Below are 20,976 nucleotides of genomic sequence, written 5' to 3' on the forward strand. Positions count from 1 at the left end.
CGGTCACGGACGCTGCGTAGCGTTGAACAGGAGCGACGGGCTGACGGGTGCGGGCTGTACACGTGGGCGGTGCGCTTGTACGCGGTGTTGGCGTGACCGGTTCTCTGGCCGTGCGTTGGGGCGGGCGGAGTCCGGTGACTGTGGTGGTCGTACGGGAGGAGTCGCGGCGTGGACGACGAGGTTCAGCAGCCGGAGTACGAGTTCGGGGCGGGCGTGCTGTGCGTGTTCGGGCGGCAGTTGAAGCTGTTCCGGGAGCGGGCGGGGATGGACCGCGCGAAGGTCGGTTCGCTGACCGGGTACTCGGCCTCGACGATCGCGTCGTTCGAGCAGGCAAGACGTATTCCACCGCCGAAGTTCATCGACCAGGCGGATGAAGTGCTGGACGCGGGTGGGGTGTTGAGGGCGAGCAAGGAGGAGGTGGCTCGGGCTCAGTATCCGGCGTTCTTCCGGGACGCGGCCAAGTTGGAGGCCGAGGCGGTCGAGCTTTTCGTGTACGACACCCACGTGGTCAACGGTCTGTTGCAGACAGAGGAGTACACGAGGGCTCTGTTGGGGATGCGGCGTCCACTGCTGGACGAGGCGACCATCGAGCAGCGCGTTGCAGCGCGGCTCGCACGACAGGAAATCTTCGACAGGTGGCCCGCCCCGTTGCTGAGTTTCGTCATGGAGGAGCCGGTTGTACGGCGACCGCTCGGTGGTGAGCAGGTATGGCGCGGACAGCTTGAGCAGCTGCTTTTGCTCGGCCAGAAGCGGAACGTCGAGCTTCAGATGATGCCGCTCGACCGGGAGGACAATGCTGGTGTGGATGGCGCGTTCACCTTGCTGACGCCAAGGCAGGGGCAGCAGGTCGGTTACATGGAGGCTCAAGGCCGGAGCACACTGGTCACGGAGCGAGATGCGGTCCATGCGCTGTCCGCGCGCTATGGGATCATCCGAGCGCAGGCTCTCACCCCGAGTGAGTCCCTGGCCTTCATCGAGAAGCTGTTGGGAGAGAGATGAACGCTGAAGCAAAGCGCGGTCCCGCGCCTGCGCTTGTCTGGGTCAAGAGCAGCTACAGCGGCGCTGAGGGCGGTCAGTGCGTCGAAGTGGCCACCCTCCCCGCCAGGGTCCACGTCCGCGACTCGAAGGACACAACCCGTGCCGCACTCGCCGTGGACCCCACGGCATGGACCGCGTTCGTCGAGTTCGCGGCCCTCTGACAAGGCAGGGCCCCTGGGTAGGCGGGTGCTTGCCAGGGGCCCTGCGCACGCCCCCAACGTCATCAGCGCGGGTTCAGGGCTCGGCGGGCCGAGTTGATGATGTTGTGGGCGTCGGCCCCGTGTACCGCCGACTCGCTGAGGGTCTTCCAGACCTTCTTGTACAAGGCGCGCTCTGCGCACCCGGCTTGCTCCGGGCGAGAAGCTACACCGCAGATGCACGCATTCAGTGGACGCCGAGGCGCTTCTGGCGAATGCTGGCCTCCATGCCCGAGTCAATGTCCGAGGATGCTGTCCGAGACCTTGCCAAATCCCCTGCCGAGGCACGGTCGTTGGGGCACTCGATCGTGTCCGCCACCCACGTACTCCTCAGCATCGCCCACCACGAGAGCCCGGCACGCCATCTCCTGGACACAGCGGGCGCCGATTACGAGACGGTCCGCACGGCTCTGGCTGTCGGCGGGCACGCCAGCAAGGTCAGCCGCGCTCGGGATCTGCCCTGGTCACCCGCGATGGAGAAGATCCTCCACCTCTCGCAAAACCTCACCAAGAAGCCCTTCACCTCGGTCCACCTGCTCGCACTGATCCTCGACCACGACGAACGCACCGCTGCCTTGCTCAAGGACCTCAGGGTGAACACAACCGAACTGCGGGCCGCAGTGGCCGCAGCAGTCGGGGAGCCCTGACACGCTCAAGTCATCGCTTGATCGCGCTCTTCCCTCAGGACGAGCTGCACCCAATGGAGTTCGCGCAGCCGCGCGCCCAACGCCGCCCGTGCCTGCTGGTAGTCAGTGCTCACCGGTCACGTGCTATTCGGTCGTGGCCACCTGCGCGGCGAACTGCTCGCGCGGGATCGCGTGGTGCGTCGCCGCGTCGCGCACGATGGCGTACCGCACGACCTCAGCCGGTTCGGTGATCAGCTCGATGTCGAGCAGGTTGTCCTCGTCGTCGAAGTGCAGCAGGGCGACCAGCCGTGAATCGAAGATCCAGAAGTCCTCGGCGGGCAGGCCGGCCCGCGCGGCGTCCTCGCGCCACAGGTACCGGATGTCCTCGCCGAAGGTGGCGTTGTGCCGGGCGTAGTCGAGCAGGAACAGCTGTTCCGTGGTGGGCGGGTTGTCGGCGATGCGGACACGGCCGACCGTCTTACCGGCGCCATCCCACCATCCCCACAACAACGCCGAAGCCTTGCCGTGGGGGGCGTGACCTACGAGTTCAGCACTTCGCTTGAGCCGCACGTTCGACGGGAATCTGGTCAAGGATTGTGGCATTTTCGATGGGACGCTGAAGGCTTACCTTCTGGCTTCCTTCGGGGAGCACGGCATTGGTCAGGACGGAGCTTGCGTCTTCGTGGACCAAATACACGAAGATCCAGTAATTGTCGTTCTTGGGTTTTGACACGCCGACGTTAAATGGTGCAGTCGTCCATGAGTTCCCGCCGGACGCGGCAGCTTTTTCTAGGCCGAAGAGCCGTGACGTGTCAGGGTTTCCATTGGTGTCGTTTAGGACGGCCGTCCAGATGTCGAAGTGATCCGGAATCCAGCCGGTTCCTGACACGGCAGTGGTGCACCCGATCGATGCGTGATGGCTGGGCTTGATGCCCTTCTTGAGGCGCGCGAGGGACTTCGCCCACGCCGCTTCTGCGGATGCCTTACTCTCCGCTTTCGACCCTTCCGAATCTCCAATTCCGGGCAAGCTCCAAATAAATGTCAGACATGTCAGTGCTGCGATTGGAGCCAACGCTTGGACTACTGTACGCCGCGCTGAAGCAGTGATCGGACTTCCGCCTGCTTGCAGATTTCGAATAGAGCGAAAAACGACGAATGCGGCAATCATGCCAAGCAGGACGATTAGCCAAGGCCGGAAATCTTCTGGAATCTTGACTACGCCACTCAGTGCGCTTAGGGCGAAGGCTCCAATTGCTGACAGGACACCTATCATGCTTTCCGTCATGGACAGGCGGGATCCCAATCGGCTCTCCGATGGTTCACCTTGACCCGAGCGAGGCTGGCCGGACTCGGCAGTTTCAGAGGCGTCTGTCATGCTAGGTCTTATAGCGCAACGATCGAGTCCCTGTCTGCCAAATGGACAATCATTCGCTCTTGCAGGGCTTCCTTGTTATGCACCTGTATGAATGGCCATCATCGGCAAGGAGCAGTCCTCAACTCGGCTCGGCGGTCATCCACTCCGCCACCGTCCGGACCACGAACGCTTGCCACTCCTGGCTCTGGGGGTTGAGGTACTGCGGGTCGTCGTGGACAGCGAAGCCGTGCTGTGCGCCCTCGATCTCGACCAGTTGGCACGGTGCGCGGAACTGGGAGACGGCTGACTTGGACGACTCGAAGGGCACCAAGGTGTCCCCGGTGCCGTGCACGATGAGGGTCGGAGCCTCGACGTCGCCGAGGGCTTCATGGGGACGGAGCCAGAAGACCTCGTTGAAGATGGGGCGGCCGTGCTTGAGTGTCGGCGTGAAACTGGATGAAGCCCTCTGACGCCAACTGCTGTGCTGCCTCGTCCTGGAGGTAGTCGTTCTCCCAGAAGGGCCGGCTGTCGATGGTGCGCTTCTTGTAGTCGAGTTGGGGGTTGAAGAGCACCAGGTGGGAGACCTTGTCGGGACGCTGGGCCGCGTAGTACGCGCAGATGCCCCCGCCGAAGCTGGCCCCGAGCAGCGTGACCTCCGCGGCCCCAGTTGCCTCGCGGACGTGCGCCAGCATGACCCGGATGTCGTTGAGGATGGCCGACAAGGTGAGGTCTTCCTGACGACCCTCGCTCTGCCCATGCCCGCGGAGGTCGAAGCGAAGTGAGGCCACACCGGCCTCAGCCAGCCCGGCAGCCAGCCGCGTGAAGAAGCCGCCTTCTTCGCGGGTGACGCCTCCACCATGCACGAGCACCACGGCCCGTGTAGCCGGTTGCTCCGGCGTGACCAAGGTGCCCGCCAGGTGAAGACCGTCGAGGGTCCGGACACTCACGTCAGTTGTCGGCATGAGGGCGAGAGTAGTGGGGGTCACGCAGCCGCCGCAGGCCGGACGAGTGGACCGGCTTCATCCGTGGCGTGATCGACGGGCAGTTCCGCGTCGGCGAGGATGCGGCCGAGTTCGGCGGAAGCGGCGCGGCGGGTGTCTTTGTCGTCGCTGGTGGCGACGAGGTGTTCGCACTCGCGGAAGCGGGCGGCTCGTTCGGGCCAGCGCTGGACGGCGACCCATGCCCACCAGTGATCGACGAAGTGGCGGCCGGGCAGAAGGCTGAACTCGTCGCGGGCCTGGTCCATGGCTTCGGCCCAGTGCGTATCGAACCTGGGCAGGGCTTCGGGGCTGAGGCGGGCGACGGCGACACGGAGAGCGGCGGGGCTCCTGTCCGGCATGGGGATGAGCGGCCCCGCAGGGGTGTCGGTGAGCGTGGTCATTAGCCTCGCCGTTTCGGTTGGGGTGCGGCTGAGGGTTGGGTAGAAACGCAAAAGTGCCTTCCTGAGCTGGGACGATGGACCTTGTCTAGGGGTTCTGTCGTCGCCAGAGGAAGGCACTTTCTGCGTGAAGGATATCGGTTCGCGGCCCCGGCTTGTGGTGTCCACTGACGGGTCGGGGGTGGTCGGGCACGCCGGAGCACGTTTGCTGGCGGACCTCGCCGAAGCGACCGGGCTGACGGCGGCGTATTCCACCGTGCTCCGGCCGCTTCGGCCGCGCGGCACCGGCCACGACCCGGGCCGGATCGCCACCGATCTCGCAGTGATGCTCGCCGACGGCGGCGAGGCGATCGCGGATCTGGCCGTTCTGCGGGACCAGCGCGAGGTGTTCGGCCCGGTGGCCTCCACGCCGACGGCTTGGCGGCTGCTGGCCGCCGTCGACGAACGCATACTGGACCGCCTGCGGTCGGCCCGCGCCGCAGCCCGGGAAGTGGCCTGGCTACAGGCCGCCGAGACCCGCACCGCGATACCCGCAGTGAAGGCCGGCGGACGCGAACTGCCCGGCCTGGTCCTGGACCTCGACGCCACGCTGGTCACCTGCCACTCCGAGAAAGACCAGGCCGCACCCACTTACAAAGGCGGCTTCGGGTTCCACCCGTTGCTGTGTTTCCTGGCCAACACCGGCGAGGCGATGTCCGGGCTGCTGCGGCCTGGCAACGCCGGAGCCAACACCGCCGCCGATCACATCACCGTGCTCGACCAGGCCCTCGCGCAGATCCCCGACGCCCATCGGCACGGCACCGACATCCTGGTCCGCACCGACAGCGCGGGCAGTGCGAAGGCGTTCCTCACGCATCTCCGCGCCTTGCGTGACAAAGGCCTTCACCTGCGTTTCTCGGTCGGATACGCGGTCACCGCACCGGTCCGCCGCGCAATCCGCGCCCTGCCCGAACAGGTCTGGCACCCCGCCCTGGACCAGGACGGAACACTGCGTGCCGGCGCCGAGGTCGCCGAGCTGACCGGCATGGTCGACCTGAACGGCTACCCGGCCGGAACCCGCATCATCGTGCGCCGCGAACGCCCGCACCCCGGCGCCCAACTGTCCCTGTTCGACCAGGACGAGGGCCTGCGGCACCAGGTCTTCCTCACCGACACCCCGTACTCCGGCGGCGGCTCGGCCCAGTTCCTGGAGGTCCGCCACCGTGGACACGCCACCGTCGAGGACCACATCCGGTGCGGCAAGACCACCGGCTTCGGACGCTTCCCATCCCGCCTGTTCTCCGTCAACGCCGCCTGGCTCGAGCTCAGCCTCGCGGCCATCGACCTTCTGGCCTGGACCCGCGTCCTGCTGCTGGACGGCGAACTGGCCACCGCCGAACCCAAGAAACTCCGCTACCGGATCCTGCACGTCGCTGCCCGTCTCACCCGCGGCGGCCGTCGCCTCCATCTGCGGATCGCAGCAACCTGGCCCTGGCGACACCAACTCGCCGCCGCCTTCCACCGTCTGGCCGCCCTACCCCGCCCCGCCAACTGACCAGCCACCCCGGCCACCTACGACACGAAAGACCTTGGAGAACCCGACCACCGCGCCGGGTCCCCACCATGCCCACCGCCCGATACCGCCTCGATCAACCCCACAGCGCCACCTCGTCACCCCAAGCGAAACAGCGAGGTTAGTGGCGTTCCTTTGCGGCGGCGGCGTTCGTCAGGTGGCTACGGGAGTGGGTGTGGTCTGTTTGAGTTCGTCGCGCTGGATGGTGGTGACCATACGGTCTTGCTGGGGGCGGCCGGGCGAGGAGTGACGCCCCCAGGCGTCCAGGCGGTGGGAGACGAGTCGGCGGGCGAGGCGGGCGCCGCGTGGGGTGGAGGTGAAGCGCATGGTGAACTCGCGTTCGGGTGTGGGGTGTTGTGGCATATGCCCGTTGGGGGGAGTTGCTGACTTCATGGGGTCAACGGTCGCGGACGCTGCGTAGCGTTGACCAGGAGCGACGGGCTGACGGGTGCGGGCTGTACACGTGGGTGGTGCGCTTGTACGCGGTGTTGGCGTGACCGGTTCCCTGGTCTTGCGTTGGGCGGGCGGTGTCCGGTGACTGTGGTGGTCGTACGGGAGGAGTCGTGGCGTGGACGACGAGGTTCAGCAGCCGGAGTACGAGTTCGGGACGGGCGTTCTGGGCGTGTTCGGGCGGCAGTTGAAGCTGTTCCGGGAGCGGGCGGGGATGGACCGCGCGAAGGTCGGTTCGCTGACCGGGTACTCGGCGTCGACGATCGCGTCGTTCGAGCAGGCGAGACGTATTCCGCCGCCGAAGTTCATCGACCAGGCGGATGAACTGCTCGATGCGAGCGGGGTGTTGAGGGCGAGCAAGGAGGAGGTGGCTCGGGCTCAGTATCCGGCGTTCTTCCGGGACGCGGCGCGGTTGGAGGCCAAGGCGGCAGCCCTGCATGTGTACGCGACCAAGGCTGTGCCGGGGCTCTTGCAGACGGAAGAATACGCGCGAGCGGTGTTCTCCATGTGGCGTCCCCTACTGAACGAGGAGACCATCAACCAGCGGGTCGCGGCTCGCCTGGCACGCCAGGAGATCTTCTCCCGGACCCCGATGCCCACCATCAGCTTTGTCATCGAAGAGTTCGTTCTGCGGCGACCACTCGGTGGACAGGCTGTGATGCAGGGCCAGTTGGAGCAGATTCTGCTGTATGGGCATCGGCGCAACGTGGAAATCCAGGTGATGCCGATCGAGCGGGTCGAGCATGCTGGGTTGGAAGGCCCTTTTACCTTGATCGAGACGCACGAAGGACAGAGGATCGCCTACGTGGAGGCGTACAAGGACAGCCGTCTCTACACGGAGCGGAGGCAGGTACGGGAGATCGAGGAGCAGTACGGCATCCTTCGGGCCCAGGCGCTCACTCCGCGTGAGTCGCTGGCCCTCGTCGAGAAGTTGCTTGGAGAGAGATGAACGCCCAACAGCTCATGAAGCCGGTACCTGAGCCGGCCTGGTTCAAGAGCAGTTACAGCACGGGCTCGGGCGGCGAATGCGTCGAGGTCGCCGTCCGCCCCGCCAGTGTCCACGTCCGCGACTCGAAGGACACAACCCGTGCCGCACTCGCCGTGGACCCCACGGCATGGACCGCGTTCGTCGAGTTCGCGGCCCTCTAACAGGGGCAGGGCCCTCGGCGGGCGAGACGGGCCCGCCTCTGCGCTGAGGCCGGACAGGCAGGCCGGCCTCATCCGTGGCGTGATCGACGGGCGGCTCCGCGCGCAGTCCCGTCACGCGTCGGCGCCCCGCTCCAACCCCGGAGCGGGGCGCTGACACAGTGCGGGCCCGTAAAGCCTCGTGCCCGTCAGGGCACGTAGCGAGTCGTGATCATGTGGCTAGGTGCCGCAGTCGCCTCCGGTGGCGGAGCGCTCGACGCCCTTCAGCGCACCGAGGGTCAGTCCTGCGAGTCCTCGGGCGTCGACGGCGTGCCGTGCGTCAGCTCTGGCCATGACGTCGGGGGCGGGCCAAACGCCCGACGACCGGCCCTCACTGCCAGAGCGGCGAGGGCGGCGTTGGCGCCGCCACCGATCACAGCGCCGATACCGAAGGGTGCCACTCGGCCGAGAACGATGATTCCCTGCTTGGTCCCGTACTTCGTGATGAAGTTCTTCCCCAGGATCTTGTTGATCTGGCGCAACGTCTCGACCGGTACCTTGGCGACCACCTGGCGTCCCCAGTGTTGACCCGTGCGCTCGGCGACCTTGGTAATGGTGGTGGAGCCGCTCCCGCCGAGCATGATTCCCATCACGATCGTTCGGCGGCGCTCGACCTCGTCGATCGGGACTCCGTGGACTTCGGCGACCGAAAGCGCGAAGAGGGCGCTCAGCTCAAGAGACGAGAGAGTCTCGCCTGCCGACAGTGCCAGCGCGACTCCCGTGCCCACGCCGGGTGCGGCTGCGGTTGCTCCCACTGCGGCACCCGTCCCGCTCAAGGCGCTGACGTACATCCGCTCCAGACTGCGGATCACCTGTGCCGGAGTTGCCTCCGGGTTCCGCTGGCGGGCTCGGGCGATGTTCTTGCGCACCAGTGGGGTCTGGAGGTCGATCGCCTTGTCCAGAAGCGCGAGGACTCGCTGCCCACGTCCGGCTGCTTCCGGATCCGCTCCGTCGTGGGTATCTGTCGCCATCCCTTTGCCCCCAGGTCATCACGTGCCAACTGAAACTGTCACTTAATCAGCCGAACGGACCTTTCGCCAGATGGAACAGGCCATCGAAGGGGCAGCCGATACTGCGGATGCCGAAGCCTCTGCGATGTGGCTTCGAACGTGTCGGTTGGTCCCAAAGGAAAAGGAACGAGTCTGGTGGCCCCAGGTAGCGATCATGGGGGCGGGATGTGAACGAGTATTTTGGCCCCACCCGTTGTCCGTGTTCGCCTGAGCCGAGCATTCGGACGGACGGGCCAGGGGTCAGCCGGCCGGTGGCTGCTCGGCCGGGGTGTTCGCCTTCAGCTTCTCGAATGCGGTGGGCGTCGAGCGGTGCGGCAGGAAGTCCTTGATCTGCTGAGCGCAGTCGGCCGGACTGGCGGTGCTCGTGTCGCACTCGATGTCGTAGAGGCCGTGAGCGTGGACCTGGGTGATCTGGCGTGCGGCCAGCCCCGGTGGGCGGTCCCCGCGCTCTTGCTCGCGCCGTTCCAGTTCCGGCAAAGGGCAGTGCACTCCGACTAGTACCACGTCTTCGGGGGCGAAGAGTGCGACGCAGTCGAGCAGGTGCCACGGCTCGCTCAGGACGTGGTCCACCACGAGGTTGTTGCCGCCCGCGGCCATGCCGGCGACCGCGCGGTGGAAGCCCATCAATGCACGCCTGAGCGCGGAGGGTAGTTCGTCCGGAGCGATGGCCCGCTGCGACCGCATGGCATCGAGGGCGTCCACCGGCATGTGGAAGTACATGTCGTCCAGGACCGTGAGGAGCGACTTGGCGATGCTCGACTTCCCAGAACTCGATGTGCCGTTCAGAAAGATGATCAGTCCGCCGGATGGCTGCGAAGCTCCCGCCGAGCCCGCATTCCCATGGGATCCAGTTTCTGCTGGAGCTGCCATCATCTTCCCCCGCTTCATGCGCTGCCCGTATCCGATCATGATGCATGCTCGGTCGTCGGCGTGCCTGGGTGCCCCCGCTGTGGTCGATTAAGAGGCTGCGGTGGCCTGTTGTCGGGCTTTGGTGTGGGCCAGGGAAGTCGTTCACAGCCAGCGATGCGATGAACTGGTGCAGCGTCTTTCTGGTGTCAGCCGTGAACGGGCGCCTCAGAGTCGCGCACACCAACAACGTCGTCAACGCGGGTTCCGTCGATGCGGGCACGTTCGTCTTCGACGCGCCGAACCTCCTCACCGGGCTTGCCCAGCACGGCTACCGCACCGTGTGCGTCGGCGGCGTGACCTACTTCTCGCGGGGAGACACCGCTCGGGTCGGTGCTGCCCGAGATGTTCGACGAGGACCACTGGCGGCCCCACTTCTGTTCCCCGGAGCCCGACTCCACCCGCCACCAGGTCGACCACGCCCTGACCGTCGCCGAGCAGTACGCCGACCGGCCGCTGTTCCTGTTCGTCAACGTCTCCGCCACCCACGTCCCCCACAGCCACTACACCGGCGACAGCGGCGACTCCTGGCAGTCCCAGGCCGCCGCGCTCGCGTATGCGGACGAACGCATCGGCCGCCTCGTCGACGGGCTCACCGGCAGGAAAAGATGGCTGATCATCATGTGCGCCGACCACGGCGACGCCTTCGGTGAGGACGGCTACCACGGTCGTGGCATCGCTCACCCGACCGTGCTGAACGTGCCGTTCGCGGCCTGGCTGTCAGCGTAGGCGGCTACGCTCCCGGGCCATGACCGACACATCCCAACGGGGGGCGATGTGCGACGCCTCCGTCATCGTGGCCCGAGACGCGGACGGCATGGTTGCCGTCCTGACCGCCGAGTTCCCCCAGCACGGCGGCGAGTACGTGTTCCTGCCCGGGGGCCGCCGGGAGGACGGCGAGACACCGGATGAGTGCGCGCGACGCGAGCTGCGCGAGGAAGCCGGCGTCACCGCCCAGACCTGGCGGCCCCTCGGCTCGTACGCCATCACCCTGAAATCCACTGCCCGCATCCACCTTTTCCTGGCCGAAGGTCTCACCTGCGGCCCGCAGCAGCTCACGCCCAGCGAAGAGACCTTCAAGCTCATGTGGTGGCCGATGCCTGACGCGATCCGGGCCGCCACCGAGGGACGCTTTCTGCTTCAGGGGGGTCCGCTGGCGCTGCTGCTGGCCCAGCAGGTCATCGCGGTCTGAGAGGAGCCGATCCCGGGCGCCGACCGACAGGCCCGGTCGCGTCATTGTCTACCTCAGCGGATACACCCCTGTCTCGCATCCCGAGGCGCACACACCCGGAGCCCAGGGGGCTGGCCCTTGCGAAGAGGACTCGCTTTGCCCGCACAACACGACATCGCCGCCGAGACGGAGCTGTGGGACACCTTCGCCACTTCCGCCTTCAAGGAAGACGCGGAGCCGGGCTTCCGCTGGACCCAGTACGCCGGTCACGGACCCGGCCCGGAGCTGCTGGGCGACCCGCGCCGCGTGCTGGAGATCGGCTGCGGCACCGGCCGCGCCCTCGCCCACCTTGCTGAGCGCGGCATCGCCGCTCGGGGTGTCGACCTGTCTCCCGTCATGGTCGAGAAGACCACCACGAAGTGGGCCGGTACCGGTGCGGAGTTCGTGTGTTGCGAGGTGCTGGAGTACCTGAGCGGGCACGAGAAGGTGTACGACGCGGTCTACTCGATCTTCGGAGCCGCCTGGTTCACCGACCCGGGCCGTCTCTTCCCCCTTGTCCGCCAACGGCTCAGGCCCGGCGGCGTCTTCGTGTTCTCGCAGCCGCCGGCCATCCCTGGCGCGTACGGGCCGCAGGGCATGTACAAGGGAGGCTTCGCCGGAAAGGCGATGTTCACCTACCGCTACAGCTACCGCCCGGCCGTCTGGGAGCGCCTGCTCACCCGGGCCGGGTTCGCCACGGCTGAGGCGCGGGTGCTCGACGCGCCTCACCCGGGGCACATCGGGACGCTCCTCGTGCGCGCGGTCGCTCCATGACGGACCCCCGTCAAACGGTGACGGACTCTGCGTGGTCGAACAGGAGCGATGCACTGACGGGTGTGGGCTGTACGCCTGGGTGGTGCGCTTGTACGCGGTGTTGGGCGTGACCGGGTCCCGAGCCGCGCGTTGGGCGAACGGAGTCCGGTGGCTGTGATGGTCGTAGGGGAGGAGCTGCAGCGTGGACGACGACGTTCAGCAGGCGGGGTACGAAGCGGCGGCCCTGCTCAGACTGCTGGCCCGGTTCGCCGCCGAGCCGCTGCCGCTGACCCTGCTCAACCACGCCGACATCGGCGCCGTACTGCCCCGTGCCCGAACCGAGACAGCCCTCAGAGCACTCCTGGACCAGTCGCTGTCCGAACTGGTCGACGCCGCCGGCGCGCGCTGCGTACAGAGTCACGGCATCCTGCTCGACAGCGTCTCGGCGGCGACCCCCGCGGACCTGGTGCCCGCCCTCGACACGACAGCCGTACGGCTGCTCGACGCGGCCGTGCCCGGCGTACCCGACGCGGGTCCGCACGATCCGCGACTGCGCCTGCTGGTACCTCACGCGCTGGCCCTGCTGCGGCACATCGGCGGGCCGTCCGCCGCCGACGCCCTGGCCGTCGCGACGCGGCTGTCGGTCGCCCTGCACCGGACCGGAGACTACCTCTCCGCCTGGGAGACCGCCCGAAGCGCGGCGGACCTCGCACAGCGACTCCTCGGCGCGGACCACCGTACGGTCCTCGCCGCCCGCTCCAGGGCAGGGCGGGCACTGTTCCGGCTGGGCAGGTACGCCGAAGCCGAAGCGGCGCTCCGCGCGGTCCGGGACGCCCAGGAGCGCCTGTTCGGCGCCGACGACCCCGACACCACGGACAGCGGCTACGGACTCCAGCTCGTGCTGGCGAACCTCGGCAGACGCGAGGAATCCGTCGCGCTGCTCCGCGACACCGTCGCCGGACGGCGCTCGGCACTGGGCCCCACGCATCCGCTGACCCTGCGGGCCCGCGCCAGCCTGCTGGAGATGCTGCCCGCCGCCGAAGTGGTCACCGAGGAAGGCGGCACACTGCTCACGCTGCCGTCGGAATGCGAGCGGTCCCTCGGCCCCGACCACACCGTGACACTGGGCGCCCGACACAACCACGCGTGGGCGCTGTACCTCCTGGGCCGCTTCCACGAGGCCGACCGTGAGATCCGGCGGGTCGCCGAGACGTATGTGCGGCGCTTCGGGCCCGAGTACCCGATCGTGCTCGCCGCCCGGCAACTCCTCTCCCGGACCCGGGCCGCGCTCGGACACGTGGAGGAGGGGATCGCGCTGATGACCGATGTCGTCGAGCGGCGGGAACGCGGCCTGGGCCCCGAGCACCCCTTCACGGTCGCGAGCCGACAACTGCTGGACGCCTACCGGTCAGGGCGATGGCGGCCGTAGTGCTTACGGCGGGACGGGAGCGGCACGCACGGACGGTGCGCGAAGGGGACGAAGAGTGCAGACGCCGCGACCCGTCTGACCTGGAGTTGATCTCCAGCGCCAAGCGCAACCAGCTCTTTGAGAGCTCCGCGCAGGACGCATTCCATCTGGAGCTGAGGGACGACTACTTCGTCCCCGACGAGGACAGCCCCTTCACGGACTGGCTCCGCGGAGAGAGCGTCGACTACTCCTACATTGAACCGTGGATGCAGCTCATCAGGCGTGTCACCAGCGAAGGAGAAACAGGTCTCCCCTCTTTCTGGCCGTCGGATGTCAAGCTCTTAGAAATCGTGCCTTTTGGGCTTCCCCCAGGAACTTGTGAGAAAATAGATCCACCAGATTGGATTGATGAAATTAAGCCAATTCTTTCTGTTTTTGAGGTGGCGTTCCCAATAGGCGTCTTGCTCTTCTACGGTACCAATTTTGCGAGGCTGGGTGTAACCGAAGACGGGAACTAGATCTCGAACTGTTGAAGGGCGCCACATGTGGAGAACGTAAACCATCCAAGCGCCGTGTGATGCGGAGAGGCCTGACGGTCTGACGTTGACGCGTGCTCCGTTGCAGCAGAGAATGATGTTTCTTGCTGAGAGTTCTCTTCGCATGGATCGCAAAGCTTCAAAGACATTGTCGCCGCTCGCCGTCGACTCAACCCCGTTGGGTGATTCGAGGCGAAGATCCCATGGGCCCTCCCCATCGACCAGCATCTTCCATTGGTCCTCCTGGTCATCTTTTTGGACACGGATCGTAATTTCTTCAGTCATCCCACATACCCCGGGTTCTCGATGATCTCTCCCGTTGGCATTCCATAGCGCCATCGTTCCGCGCGGACAATGTTGCTCGGATCAATGTTTCTGAATATGACCTCTCGTTCGGACGGGAAGCCAGTGCCATTTATCCAGGCTCGGATTGCTCCCCCCAGGGACCGATTGACATCGACACCGTATCCGGCGCCGCGGATCTCGTATACCCATGTGCCACGGCCTTGGGCTGACATGGGGAAATTTCCAGCCTGGCTGGCGCTCTTGCTGGTTCCCACCCAGTTCGACGGGTCATCGTGAAGTGCGTATCGGCCGATGTCTTCGTTGGTGCCCTTGGGTGAGAATCCGTTCTGGAACATATCTTCAGGAAGTCGCGTGTCGCCACGGTAGACCACGCGGGGTTCCACCACCGCCTTACGCGGGACATTGAAGTCGTCTGCCACAGCTTGACGGCAAGGAGTCAGACCTTCGGGGTCGATTTCCTCCAAGGGGTTCTGGACGTAGCCGACAGGGTTGGGCGCCGGCGCCAGTCCAAGGGGGTCCGGGGTGAGGTAGCGGGCTGTTTCGGGGTCGTAGTGGCGGAAGTAGTTGTAGTGGAGGCCGGTTTCGGGGTCGTAGTACTGGCCCGGGAAGCGGAGAGGGGTGTAGGTGGTGCTGTCTGTTGCCCAGGCTGTCGTGCCCCAGAGTGTGCTTCGAGTCCGCCAGGCGATCTCTCCGTGCTCGTCGATGAGTTCGCTGGGGGTGCCGACCAAGTCAGTGACGATGGCGAAGAAGCGGGAGTCGACCTGCTGCTGTGAGACACCGGCCGCTGCGATGCGCTCCGTCTGAGTGACGGGACGTAGGCCCTGGTGATCCCAAGTCAAGGTGACGGGATTCGGGAGGGCCGGGGACGTGGTGGTCTGCTCGCAGAGGGTGGTGCCGTCCCAGGTGAAGTCGACCCGCTCCACCACCGTTTCGCCGTCGTCGGCCAGGCGTAGCTTCGCGGTGCGGCGGCCCAGCGGGTCGTAGGTGTAGCGCCAGCGGGTGCCGTCGGGGGTGGTGACCGAGGCGAGGCGGTCCTCGGTGTCCCATTCGTAGCGCCAGGTGTCCGGTTTGCGGGACAGCCGGGGCTTCTGGCGGAGGGTGATGCGGCCGAGGGGGTCGTGTTCGTAGCGGACGCGTCCGGCGCGGGTGATGCGGGTGCCTTCGTACGAGCGGTCGCCTGTCGCCTCCCGGCCCGGGTGGTTCGAGGGCCAGAACGCCGAGGTCTGGTTGCCGGCCTCGTCGTAGGCGTATGTCTCCGTCCAGTTCGCGGCGTGGACCGCTGTCACGCGGCCTGTTGTGTCCAGGTTGAAGTGGCGGGTGCCGGAGAGTTGGTCGTCGATGCCGGTGAGGTTGCCGTCGGCGCGGTAGGTGTACGCGCGGTGTTGGAGCGGGCGGCCGGATGCGTCCGTCACCGCCTGGGTGGTGAGGCGGCCCACGGGGTCGAATGTGTGCGCCAGGGCGACCGTCTCGCCGATTTGGCGGGTCAGTTCGCGGCCTGCCTCGTCGTAGGTGAAGTCGATGGCGCGGCCGGCGGCGACCATCCCCGTGCGGCGGCCCGCCGCGTCGTACGTCCAGGTCGTCGTCATGCCGGTCGGGGTCGTGCGGCCTGTTCGACGGCCCACATCGTCATACTCGTGAGTCAGTTCGCGGCCGTCGACCGTTTCCGAGCGCACCCGGCCGAAGCGGTCGCGCAGGATCGTCAGCGTCGTACCGTCCGGGCCCGTTGCCTGGGCGAGTTGGTCCGTCATGTCGTACGCGTACGTCGTGACGTCGCCCGCCGCGTCCTTGCGGAGCAACTGGCCCAGGGCGTTGCGCTCGAAACGCACCACCTGGCCGAGCGTGTTCGTGCGGGACGTCAGGCGGCCTGCCGCGTCGTGTTCGTAGGTGAGGGTGCGGTCGTCGAAGTCGGTCTCGGCGATCAGAGAGCCTGACGGGTCGTACTCGTAACTCCAGGTCAGTCCTTGTGGGTTGGTGACCTTCGTCAGTCGCAACTCCAGGTCGTACGCGAACTCGTGGCGTACGCCGTCCGGGCCCGTGCGGGCCGTCAGCAGGTCGAAGTGGGTGTACTCGAAGTGGGAGACGCCGCCCATCGGGTCGGTGTGGGTGGTGCAGTTGCCCTCGCCGTCGTAGGTCCACGACTCCGTGGTGCCGTCGGCGACCGTGCGGCGGGCGAGGTGGCCTTCCACCGTCCACTCCAGCCGGGTCACTGCACCCGTTGGGTCCGTGATGGTGACGGGTCTGCCGAAGGGGTCACGTTCGTAGCGGGTGACCGCGCCGAGGGGGGCCGTGATGTCCAAGGGGAGGCCGGCGCGGTCGCGGCGGACCGTCGTCGTGTGGCCGAGGGCATCGGTGACGGCGGTCAGCCGGCCCGCGTCGTCGTGGACGAAGTGGGTGGTGAGGCCTGTGGGGGCGGTCACCGATGTGCGGTTGCCGCGTTCGTCGTACGTCTGGCGGATCACCGTTCCGTCCGGGTTGACCAGGCGTGTCGGCAGGCCGAGGCCGTTGTACTCGGCTCTCGCCTCGCGGCCGTCAGGGCGTGTGACGACGGTGGGGTTGCCTGCCTCGTCGTAGCGGAACGTGGTCGTGTGGCCCAGAGGGTCCGTCAGGGACAGCAGGCGGTTGTGGCGGTCCCGCTCGTAGCGGGTGACCGCGCCCAGGGGGTCGATGTCGGCGACCACCTGCCACGCCTCGTTGATGACGAAGCGGCGGGTGTGGCCCTCGCCGGTCGTCGTGGTCGTGACGCGCAGGCCCGTGTCGGGGTCTGTGGCGTCGTACGAGACGCGCAGCGTCATGTGGCCGTCCGTGCCGCCCTCGGCGATACAGCGGTCCTGGTCGTCGTACTCGTATGCGTAGCCGCGGTTGTTGGTGTCCGTCCAGGAGGTGACGCGGCCGGCCTCGTCGTAGGTGAAGCGGAGGGGGAGGCCGGAGGAGTTGACGACCTCGGTGAGGTTGCCGTCCGTGTAGCCGTAGCGCTTGAGTTCCTGGTCGGCGGTGGCCAGGCGGAGGGCCGTGACCCGGCCGGCCTCCGTGGCGACGCGGACGTCGTAGCCGGCACTGGAGACGATGCCGAGCGGGGTGCCTTCGGCGTCGTATTCGAAGGTGAGCCAGTTGCCGTTGCGGTCGTCGATCTGTTCGAGGACGGCCAGATCGTCCCGGCGGTCGGTGAAGTGCCAGGTGCGGCGCGTACCGGGGTCGGTGACCGTGTAGCCGCCGTCCTCGCGGGCCAGGGGCCAGCGGGGGCCGTGGCTGGGGAGGGTCGGGGCGCCCGGCGCGGGGTGGGGGTAGGCGAGGAGCAGGCCGTCCTCGGTGATGAAGACGACGCCCTCGGAGTCGATCTCCAGGCGTTGGTCGATGGTGGAGGACCAGGACGGGCCGAACCACTTGCCCAGGTGGTAGCCCGACTCGACGCGGCGTCTGAACACCAGGGGAAGGGCGCCGGGTAACGTCACGTCTGTCTGGGGGAGGTACATCCGGCCGGTGGCGAAGTCGATCGGGTCGGAGCCCCGCGACTCCACCGCGTCGGGCTGGCGCGAGTCCCGGCCGGGACCGTCGCTGACACTCTCTCGCGCCGGCATGTCCGGTTTCTTTCCCGACTCGAGCACGTCCTCGACGGTGTGTCTGAGCGTGCCTTTGATCCCGCCCGTCACCGCCCCGCGCGCGGCCCCCGCTCCCTTGGTGCCGAGCAGGTCGAGGACGACGCGGCCCCCGAACTCGGACGGGTCCTTCTTGGCGGACTGCCAGGCGTCCTTGAGGGCCCGATCGGGGTGGGCGACCGTCGATGTGAGCCCCGCGAGCGTCATGTTGACGTTCTGGTAGTACTCGGCGGGGTGGGCGATGTTGTACGGGTCGAGGGCGTTCATGCTGCGGCCGAAGGTGATGATGCCCGCGCCGCCCTTGACCACGCCTCCGACGACATGGGTGAGTTCCACGGCCGATGACGCACCCTGGTCGGCGAAGTTGGCGGCGAGTTTGAGGGCGGGGGGTAGTGCGGCGGGGGCGTGCTCCAGGGCGGCCTTGACCGAGGTGGTGGCGGTGCGGGCGGCCTCGTTGCGCTGGCGGCGGGCCTCCTTGAGGAGTTCGTGGGCGCGGGTGATGTCCGCCTTGCCGGGGTCGCTGAACTCCGCCGGCTTGGGGCCGGGGTCCTCACCGGCCTTCACCTTGGTGTTGTAGGCGTCGACCTTGGAGTTGTACGCGTCCACCGCCGCCTTGGACGCCTTGATGCCCGCCGTGTAGGCGTCGACGGCGTCCTGGGCCTGGCCCTGGGCCCACTTGACCGTGTCCGCGTACGCGTCGAGCGCCTTGGCGGCCTTGTCGCAGGCGTCCGCCGCGTGCAGCCACTTCTTGGGGTGCATGGCGAACTTCTCGCGGAAGGTGTCGGCCGCCTGTCCCTTCCACCGGGAGGAGTCCAGCTTGCGCATGCCGTCGCCGACCTTGTCGAAGGCCGTGTGGAAGTCCTTGAGGTGTTTGGCGCTCTCCTGGATGCGCGTCGGGTTGCCGTGGATGAGTTCATTGGCCTGCTCGGTCTCGCCGAGCTGCTGCTCGCCGGGGGTGGCGCCCAGGGCGGACGCGGCGCCGTCGCCCCAGTCCTCCACCTTGTCCGCCACACCCTTGAGGCCCATGTCCTCCAAGCGCTCACCGGCGTAGTCGGTGCCCTTGTCGATGCCTTCGCCGACGAGCTTCTTGCCGTCGTCGTAGACCTCTTCGGCCTTGCCGACGACGGTGTTGGCGGCGCCCTTGAGCTTGTCTTCCACACCGTCCGGGATCCAGCCACCCATCAGCTGCCGCCCCCGCTCTGCTGCTGTCCCTCGGTCTGGGCCGCCTGCTCGCGTTCCTCGCGGGAGGGGCCGTACTGCTGGTCCAGCGACGCCTCGTACTCCTGGTCGGTCATGCCCATCGCCTTCTGCGGGTCGAGGGGCCCGTTCTCAAGGAGGGGCGACGTCATGACGTCACGTTGGGTGTCGTTCCAGGCCTGGTCGGTGTTCTCCTGGGCCCGTTGCCAGGACTCCGCGCTCCAGTCGGAGGTGGCGAACATGTGGTTGTCGCCGATCTCGCCCCAGGACATCTGTGTGACCTGGTCCTCGCTGAGGTGCGGGTTGCCCATCACGGAGTTCGCCGCGATCTTGAAGGTGCCGTCGACGTACTGCTCGGTCTCGTAGAACGTCCCCGCCGCCAGACCCACGGCGTCCGCGAAGCTGCTGCCCTCCAGGATCAGCGCACGTACCCCCCATTCCCAGCGCTCACAGAAGGTGTCGAGCGCCGACGTCAGTCCCCCGTGCCCCAACTCCAGGCCGGACAGGGCCAGATCGGAGAAGCCGCGGCCCACGCTCGCTTCGCCGACCATGCCGAGTTCGCGGAGCTCCGACATGGCCAGGTTGATGCCCTCGGTGATCAGGGAGAGGGCCTCTACCTGCAGGTCCTTTCCGCCGCCTCCGCCACCGCCTCCGCCTCCGCCACCGCCTCCGCCGCCGCCACCGCCTCCGCCGTCGTTCATCGAGCCAACTCCCCGGGCGGGTCGATTCCGTTCATGTCGTTCGCGCCTGGGCCGGGGCGTGCGCCTGCGTCCACCGCCGCCACGTCCGGCACGATGCCCATGACCGGCGGGAACAGTGCGCCCTGCCCCTCACTGCCGACGTCCAGCGCCACCCCGTACGGAACCGGCATCGCCGGGATCGCCACGTCCAGCAGCCGGGCGCCCAGGACACGGTCGTACGGCCACTCCCGCGTCCCTTCGCCCCTCGCGACGGCAAATCGGGCCAGGGAGGGCTCGTCCGAGAAGGCATAGATCCAGCGGATACCGCCGAACTCCCCGGTGAGCGGGTCGCCGTCCACCGACAGGGGCACCAGGACCGCCGTACGCCGGAACTCACCGAGCAGAGCGGCGGCTTCGCGCCGACGACGACGGCGGTGGATGGCGTCCTGGTCGGTGGCAGGCTGCTCGAGAGCGGCATCCGGAGCGCGTTCAGGAGGGGGCAGGGGGGTGACCTCGGCCGACTCTGCCGGGGCGGCCGACTCTGCCGGGGCGGTCGGCTCTGCCGGGGCGGTCGGCTCCAGGTAGTCGTAGATCCTGGACCGGCGTGTACCCTCCGGCGCTCCACCGCCTCCCCTGTGATCGGACATGCGTGCGATCATCGCATCGACGCACTACGAGCTGCAACGCCAAGCCGTCGGCGAGCGGTTCGAGGTCCTGCGGGACCTGAGCGGGTTCTGTGCCCAAGCCCGCGCGACGGTGGATGGCATGGGGATGAGCGGTGGCCTCAGTAGTGGTAGCGGGCCTTGAGGATCTTGACTTCCTTCTGGTCCACCCGGTAGACGAGCCGGTGCTCGTCGTCGATCCGGCGTGACCAGTAGCCGGACAGGTCGCCCTTCAGGGGCTCCGGCTTGCCGATGCCGGTGAAGGGCGTGCGCTGGATCTCGGCGATCAGCCGGGTGATCCGGCGGGCCATGGCGCGGTCAGAGCCGAGCCAGAACAGGAAGTCCTCCCATCCGGCCGGGTCGAAGTGGACGCTCCTCACCCGTCACCCGCCAGCTCTTCCAGCTCTGCCATGGTCCTGGTGATCACGGCCTCGCCGGCCCTGTCCCGTGCGACGGCCTCCATGAGGCTGCGCGCGTTGGCGGGAGAGCGCAGCAGGTAGACGGTCTCCTGCCAGGAGTCGTAGTCCTCGGCGGACATCAGCACGGCGTCGCCGCTCTTGGAACTGATGCGTACGGGGGTGTGGTCGTCGTTGACGCGCTTGATGAGGGGGAAGAGGTCCTTGCGGGCCTCGCTGGCGCTTATGGTCATCTGCGACACCCTCTCCTGGTGGTACTGGAAAACGGTACTGCAATGGTACGACATTCTGGTACGGCTTGCGGAGTGAGATGTCTTCAGTAGCCCCGATCCGATTCCGGTGGCCAGGGGTGCGAGGGCCGCCGGTTGATCGATCGGTATGAAGACGGGTATACAGCGCAACGGGGAGTAAGCGCCTGCCCGGCAGCCGGACGCTTCCGGCGCGGGTGGGCAGTGGCCCGCCTTCGCTGTGGTCGGTCGGCTTCGCTGTCCCTGTTGGTCGGCCGAACAGGCAGCGGAC

21 protein-coding genes and 3 pseudogenes are annotated in these 20,976 nt (G+C 67.3%); 11 read left to right on the forward strand and 13 right to left on the reverse strand.

Annotated elements, in window-relative coordinates:
• The first annotated feature begins 168 nt into the window (after positions 1-168).
• From OG622_RS35515 to OG622_RS35525, 3 genes are all read left to right on the forward strand, one after another.
• Positions 169-999, forward strand: a complete 831-nt coding sequence (locus OG622_RS35515; RefSeq protein WP_371580718.1) for a helix-turn-helix domain-containing protein — start codon at positions 169-171, stop codon at positions 997-999.
• Entirely contained in the window at positions 996-1,199 is a 204-nt protein-coding gene (locus tag OG622_RS35520) for a DUF397 domain-containing protein (protein WP_371580719.1), read from the forward strand. The genes OG622_RS35515 and OG622_RS35520 overlap by 4 nt, the downstream gene beginning before the upstream one ends.
• Before the next feature lie 275 nt (positions 1,200-1,474).
• The gene (locus OG622_RS35525; RefSeq protein ID WP_371584325.1) at positions 1,475-1,882 is read left to right on the forward strand and encodes a Clp protease N-terminal domain-containing protein; all 408 of its coding nucleotides are present in this window, start codon (positions 1,475-1,477) and stop codon (positions 1,880-1,882) included.
• A 123-nt stretch (positions 1,883-2,005) separates the two neighbouring features.
• Here the strand turns inward: OG622_RS35525 and OG622_RS35530 are convergent.
• The 5 genes and pseudogenes from OG622_RS35530 to OG622_RS35550 form a co-directional block, all read right to left on the reverse strand.
• Positions 2,006-2,347, reverse strand: a pseudogene (locus tag OG622_RS35530) (DUF6879 family protein); the annotation flags it as partial.
• Between the two features lie 61 nt (positions 2,348-2,408).
• Positions 2,409-3,236, reverse strand: a complete 828-nt coding sequence (locus OG622_RS35535) for a hypothetical protein (RefSeq protein WP_371580720.1) — start codon at positions 3,234-3,236, stop codon at positions 2,409-2,411.
• Positions 3,237-3,354: 118 nt separating this feature from the next.
• Positions 3,355-3,567: an alpha/beta hydrolase family protein gene (locus OG622_RS35540; protein ID WP_371580721.1), complete on the reverse strand. Its 213-nt coding sequence runs from the start codon at positions 3,565-3,567 to the stop codon at positions 3,355-3,357.
• A gap of 34 nt (positions 3,568-3,601) precedes the next feature.
• The gene (locus OG622_RS35545) at positions 3,602-4,177 is read right to left on the reverse strand and encodes an alpha/beta hydrolase (RefSeq protein WP_371580722.1); all 576 of its coding nucleotides are present in this window, start codon (positions 4,175-4,177) and stop codon (positions 3,602-3,604) included.
• A 20-nt stretch (positions 4,178-4,197) separates the two neighbouring features.
• On the reverse strand, positions 4,198-4,596 hold the full coding sequence (locus tag OG622_RS35550) for a DUF6247 family protein (protein WP_371580723.1): 399 nt from the start codon (positions 4,594-4,596) through the stop codon (positions 4,198-4,200).
• Between the two features lie 124 nt (positions 4,597-4,720).
• Between OG622_RS35550 and OG622_RS35555 the strand changes: the two genes are divergently transcribed.
• Positions 4,721-6,127 (forward strand): IS1380 family transposase, encoded by a 1,407-nt coding sequence (locus OG622_RS35555; protein ID WP_371574203.1) that lies wholly within the window; start codon positions 4,721-4,723, stop codon positions 6,125-6,127.
• 270 nt (positions 6,128-6,397) lie between these two features.
• On the opposite strand, the pseudogene OG622_RS35560 reads toward OG622_RS35555, so the two are convergent.
• Positions 6,398-6,538 (reverse strand): annotated as a pseudogene (locus tag OG622_RS35560) (ATP-binding protein); the annotation flags it as partial.
• Between the two features lie 175 nt (positions 6,539-6,713).
• Here OG622_RS35560 and OG622_RS35565 point away from each other — a divergent pair.
• Complete coding sequence (locus OG622_RS35565) at positions 6,714-7,544, forward strand: helix-turn-helix domain-containing protein (RefSeq protein ID WP_371580724.1); 831 nt, start codon at positions 6,714-6,716, stop codon at positions 7,542-7,544.
• Entirely contained in the window at positions 7,541-7,744 is a 204-nt protein-coding gene (locus OG622_RS35570) for a DUF397 domain-containing protein (protein ID WP_371580725.1), read from the forward strand. The genes OG622_RS35565 and OG622_RS35570 overlap by 4 nt, the downstream gene beginning before the upstream one ends.
• 275 nt (positions 7,745-8,019) lie before the next feature.
• Here OG622_RS35570 and OG622_RS35575 read toward each other — a convergent pair whose 3' ends face one another.
• Positions 8,020-8,751: a hypothetical protein gene (locus OG622_RS35575; RefSeq protein ID WP_371580726.1), complete on the reverse strand. Its 732-nt coding sequence runs from the start codon at positions 8,749-8,751 to the stop codon at positions 8,020-8,022.
• A 279-nt stretch (positions 8,752-9,030) separates the two neighbouring features.
• Positions 9,031-9,660 carry a chloramphenicol phosphotransferase CPT family protein gene (locus OG622_RS35580; RefSeq protein WP_371584326.1) on the reverse strand — a complete coding sequence of 210 codons (630 nt, stop codon included), beginning with the start codon at positions 9,658-9,660 and terminating at the stop codon, positions 9,031-9,033.
• Between the two features lie 369 nt (positions 9,661-10,029).
• On the opposite strand from OG622_RS35580, the gene OG622_RS35585 reads away from it, so the two are divergent.
• From OG622_RS35585 to OG622_RS35605, 5 genes and pseudogenes are all read left to right on the forward strand, one after another.
• Positions 10,030-10,425, forward strand: a complete 396-nt coding sequence (locus tag OG622_RS35585) for a sulfatase-like hydrolase/transferase (RefSeq protein ID WP_371580727.1) — start codon at positions 10,030-10,032, stop codon at positions 10,423-10,425.
• A 19-nt stretch (positions 10,426-10,444) separates the two neighbouring features.
• Positions 10,445-10,888, forward strand: coding sequence for an NUDIX hydrolase (locus tag OG622_RS35590; protein WP_371580728.1), 444 nt, complete (start codon positions 10,445-10,447; stop codon positions 10,886-10,888).
• Between the two features lie 135 nt (positions 10,889-11,023).
• The gene (locus tag OG622_RS35595) at positions 11,024-11,680 is read left to right on the forward strand and encodes a class I SAM-dependent methyltransferase (protein WP_371580729.1); all 657 of its coding nucleotides are present in this window, start codon (positions 11,024-11,026) and stop codon (positions 11,678-11,680) included.
• A gap of 211 nt (positions 11,681-11,891) precedes the next feature.
• A pseudogene (locus OG622_RS35600) lies at positions 11,892-13,088 on the forward strand (tetratricopeptide repeat protein); the annotation flags it as partial.
• Between the two features lie 35 nt (positions 13,089-13,123).
• Positions 13,124-13,585, forward strand: coding sequence for a DUF6879 family protein (locus OG622_RS35605; RefSeq protein ID WP_371580730.1), 462 nt, complete (start codon positions 13,124-13,126; stop codon positions 13,583-13,585).
• 299 nt (positions 13,586-13,884) lie between these two features.
• Here the strand turns inward: OG622_RS35605 and OG622_RS35610 are convergent, their stop codons facing one another.
• The 5 genes from OG622_RS35610 to OG622_RS35630 all read right to left on the reverse strand — a co-directional run bounded on the left by OG622_RS35610 (position 13,885) and on the right by OG622_RS35630 (position 20,690).
• The gene (locus OG622_RS35610; protein ID WP_371580731.1) at positions 13,885-18,684 is read right to left on the reverse strand and encodes a putative T7SS-secreted protein; all 4,800 of its coding nucleotides are present in this window, start codon (positions 18,682-18,684) and stop codon (positions 13,885-13,887) included.
• The gene (locus OG622_RS35615; protein ID WP_371580732.1) at positions 18,684-19,400 is read right to left on the reverse strand and encodes a hypothetical protein; all 717 of its coding nucleotides are present in this window, start codon (positions 19,398-19,400) and stop codon (positions 18,684-18,686) included. Before OG622_RS35615 ends, OG622_RS35610 begins: the two co-directional genes overlap by 1 nt.
• Positions 19,397-20,026 carry a hypothetical protein gene (locus OG622_RS35620; RefSeq protein ID WP_371580733.1) on the reverse strand — a complete coding sequence of 210 codons (630 nt, stop codon included), beginning with the start codon at positions 20,024-20,026 and terminating at the stop codon, positions 19,397-19,399. Before OG622_RS35620 ends, OG622_RS35615 begins: the two co-directional genes overlap by 4 nt.
• Before the next feature lie 137 nt (positions 20,027-20,163).
• Positions 20,164-20,421 carry a Txe/YoeB family addiction module toxin gene (locus OG622_RS35625; RefSeq protein ID WP_365610971.1) on the reverse strand — a complete coding sequence of 86 codons (258 nt, stop codon included), beginning with the start codon at positions 20,419-20,421 and terminating at the stop codon, positions 20,164-20,166.
• Entirely contained in the window at positions 20,418-20,690 is a 273-nt protein-coding gene (locus OG622_RS35630) for a type II toxin-antitoxin system Phd/YefM family antitoxin (protein ID WP_371580734.1), read from the reverse strand. The genes OG622_RS35625 and OG622_RS35630 overlap by 4 nt, the downstream gene beginning before the upstream one ends.
• Positions 20,691-20,976 lie beyond the last annotated feature (286 nt).

The organism is Streptomyces sp. NBC_01314, assembly GCF_041435215.1.
GTDB lineage: Bacteria > Actinomycetota > Actinomycetes > Streptomycetales > Streptomycetaceae > Streptomyces.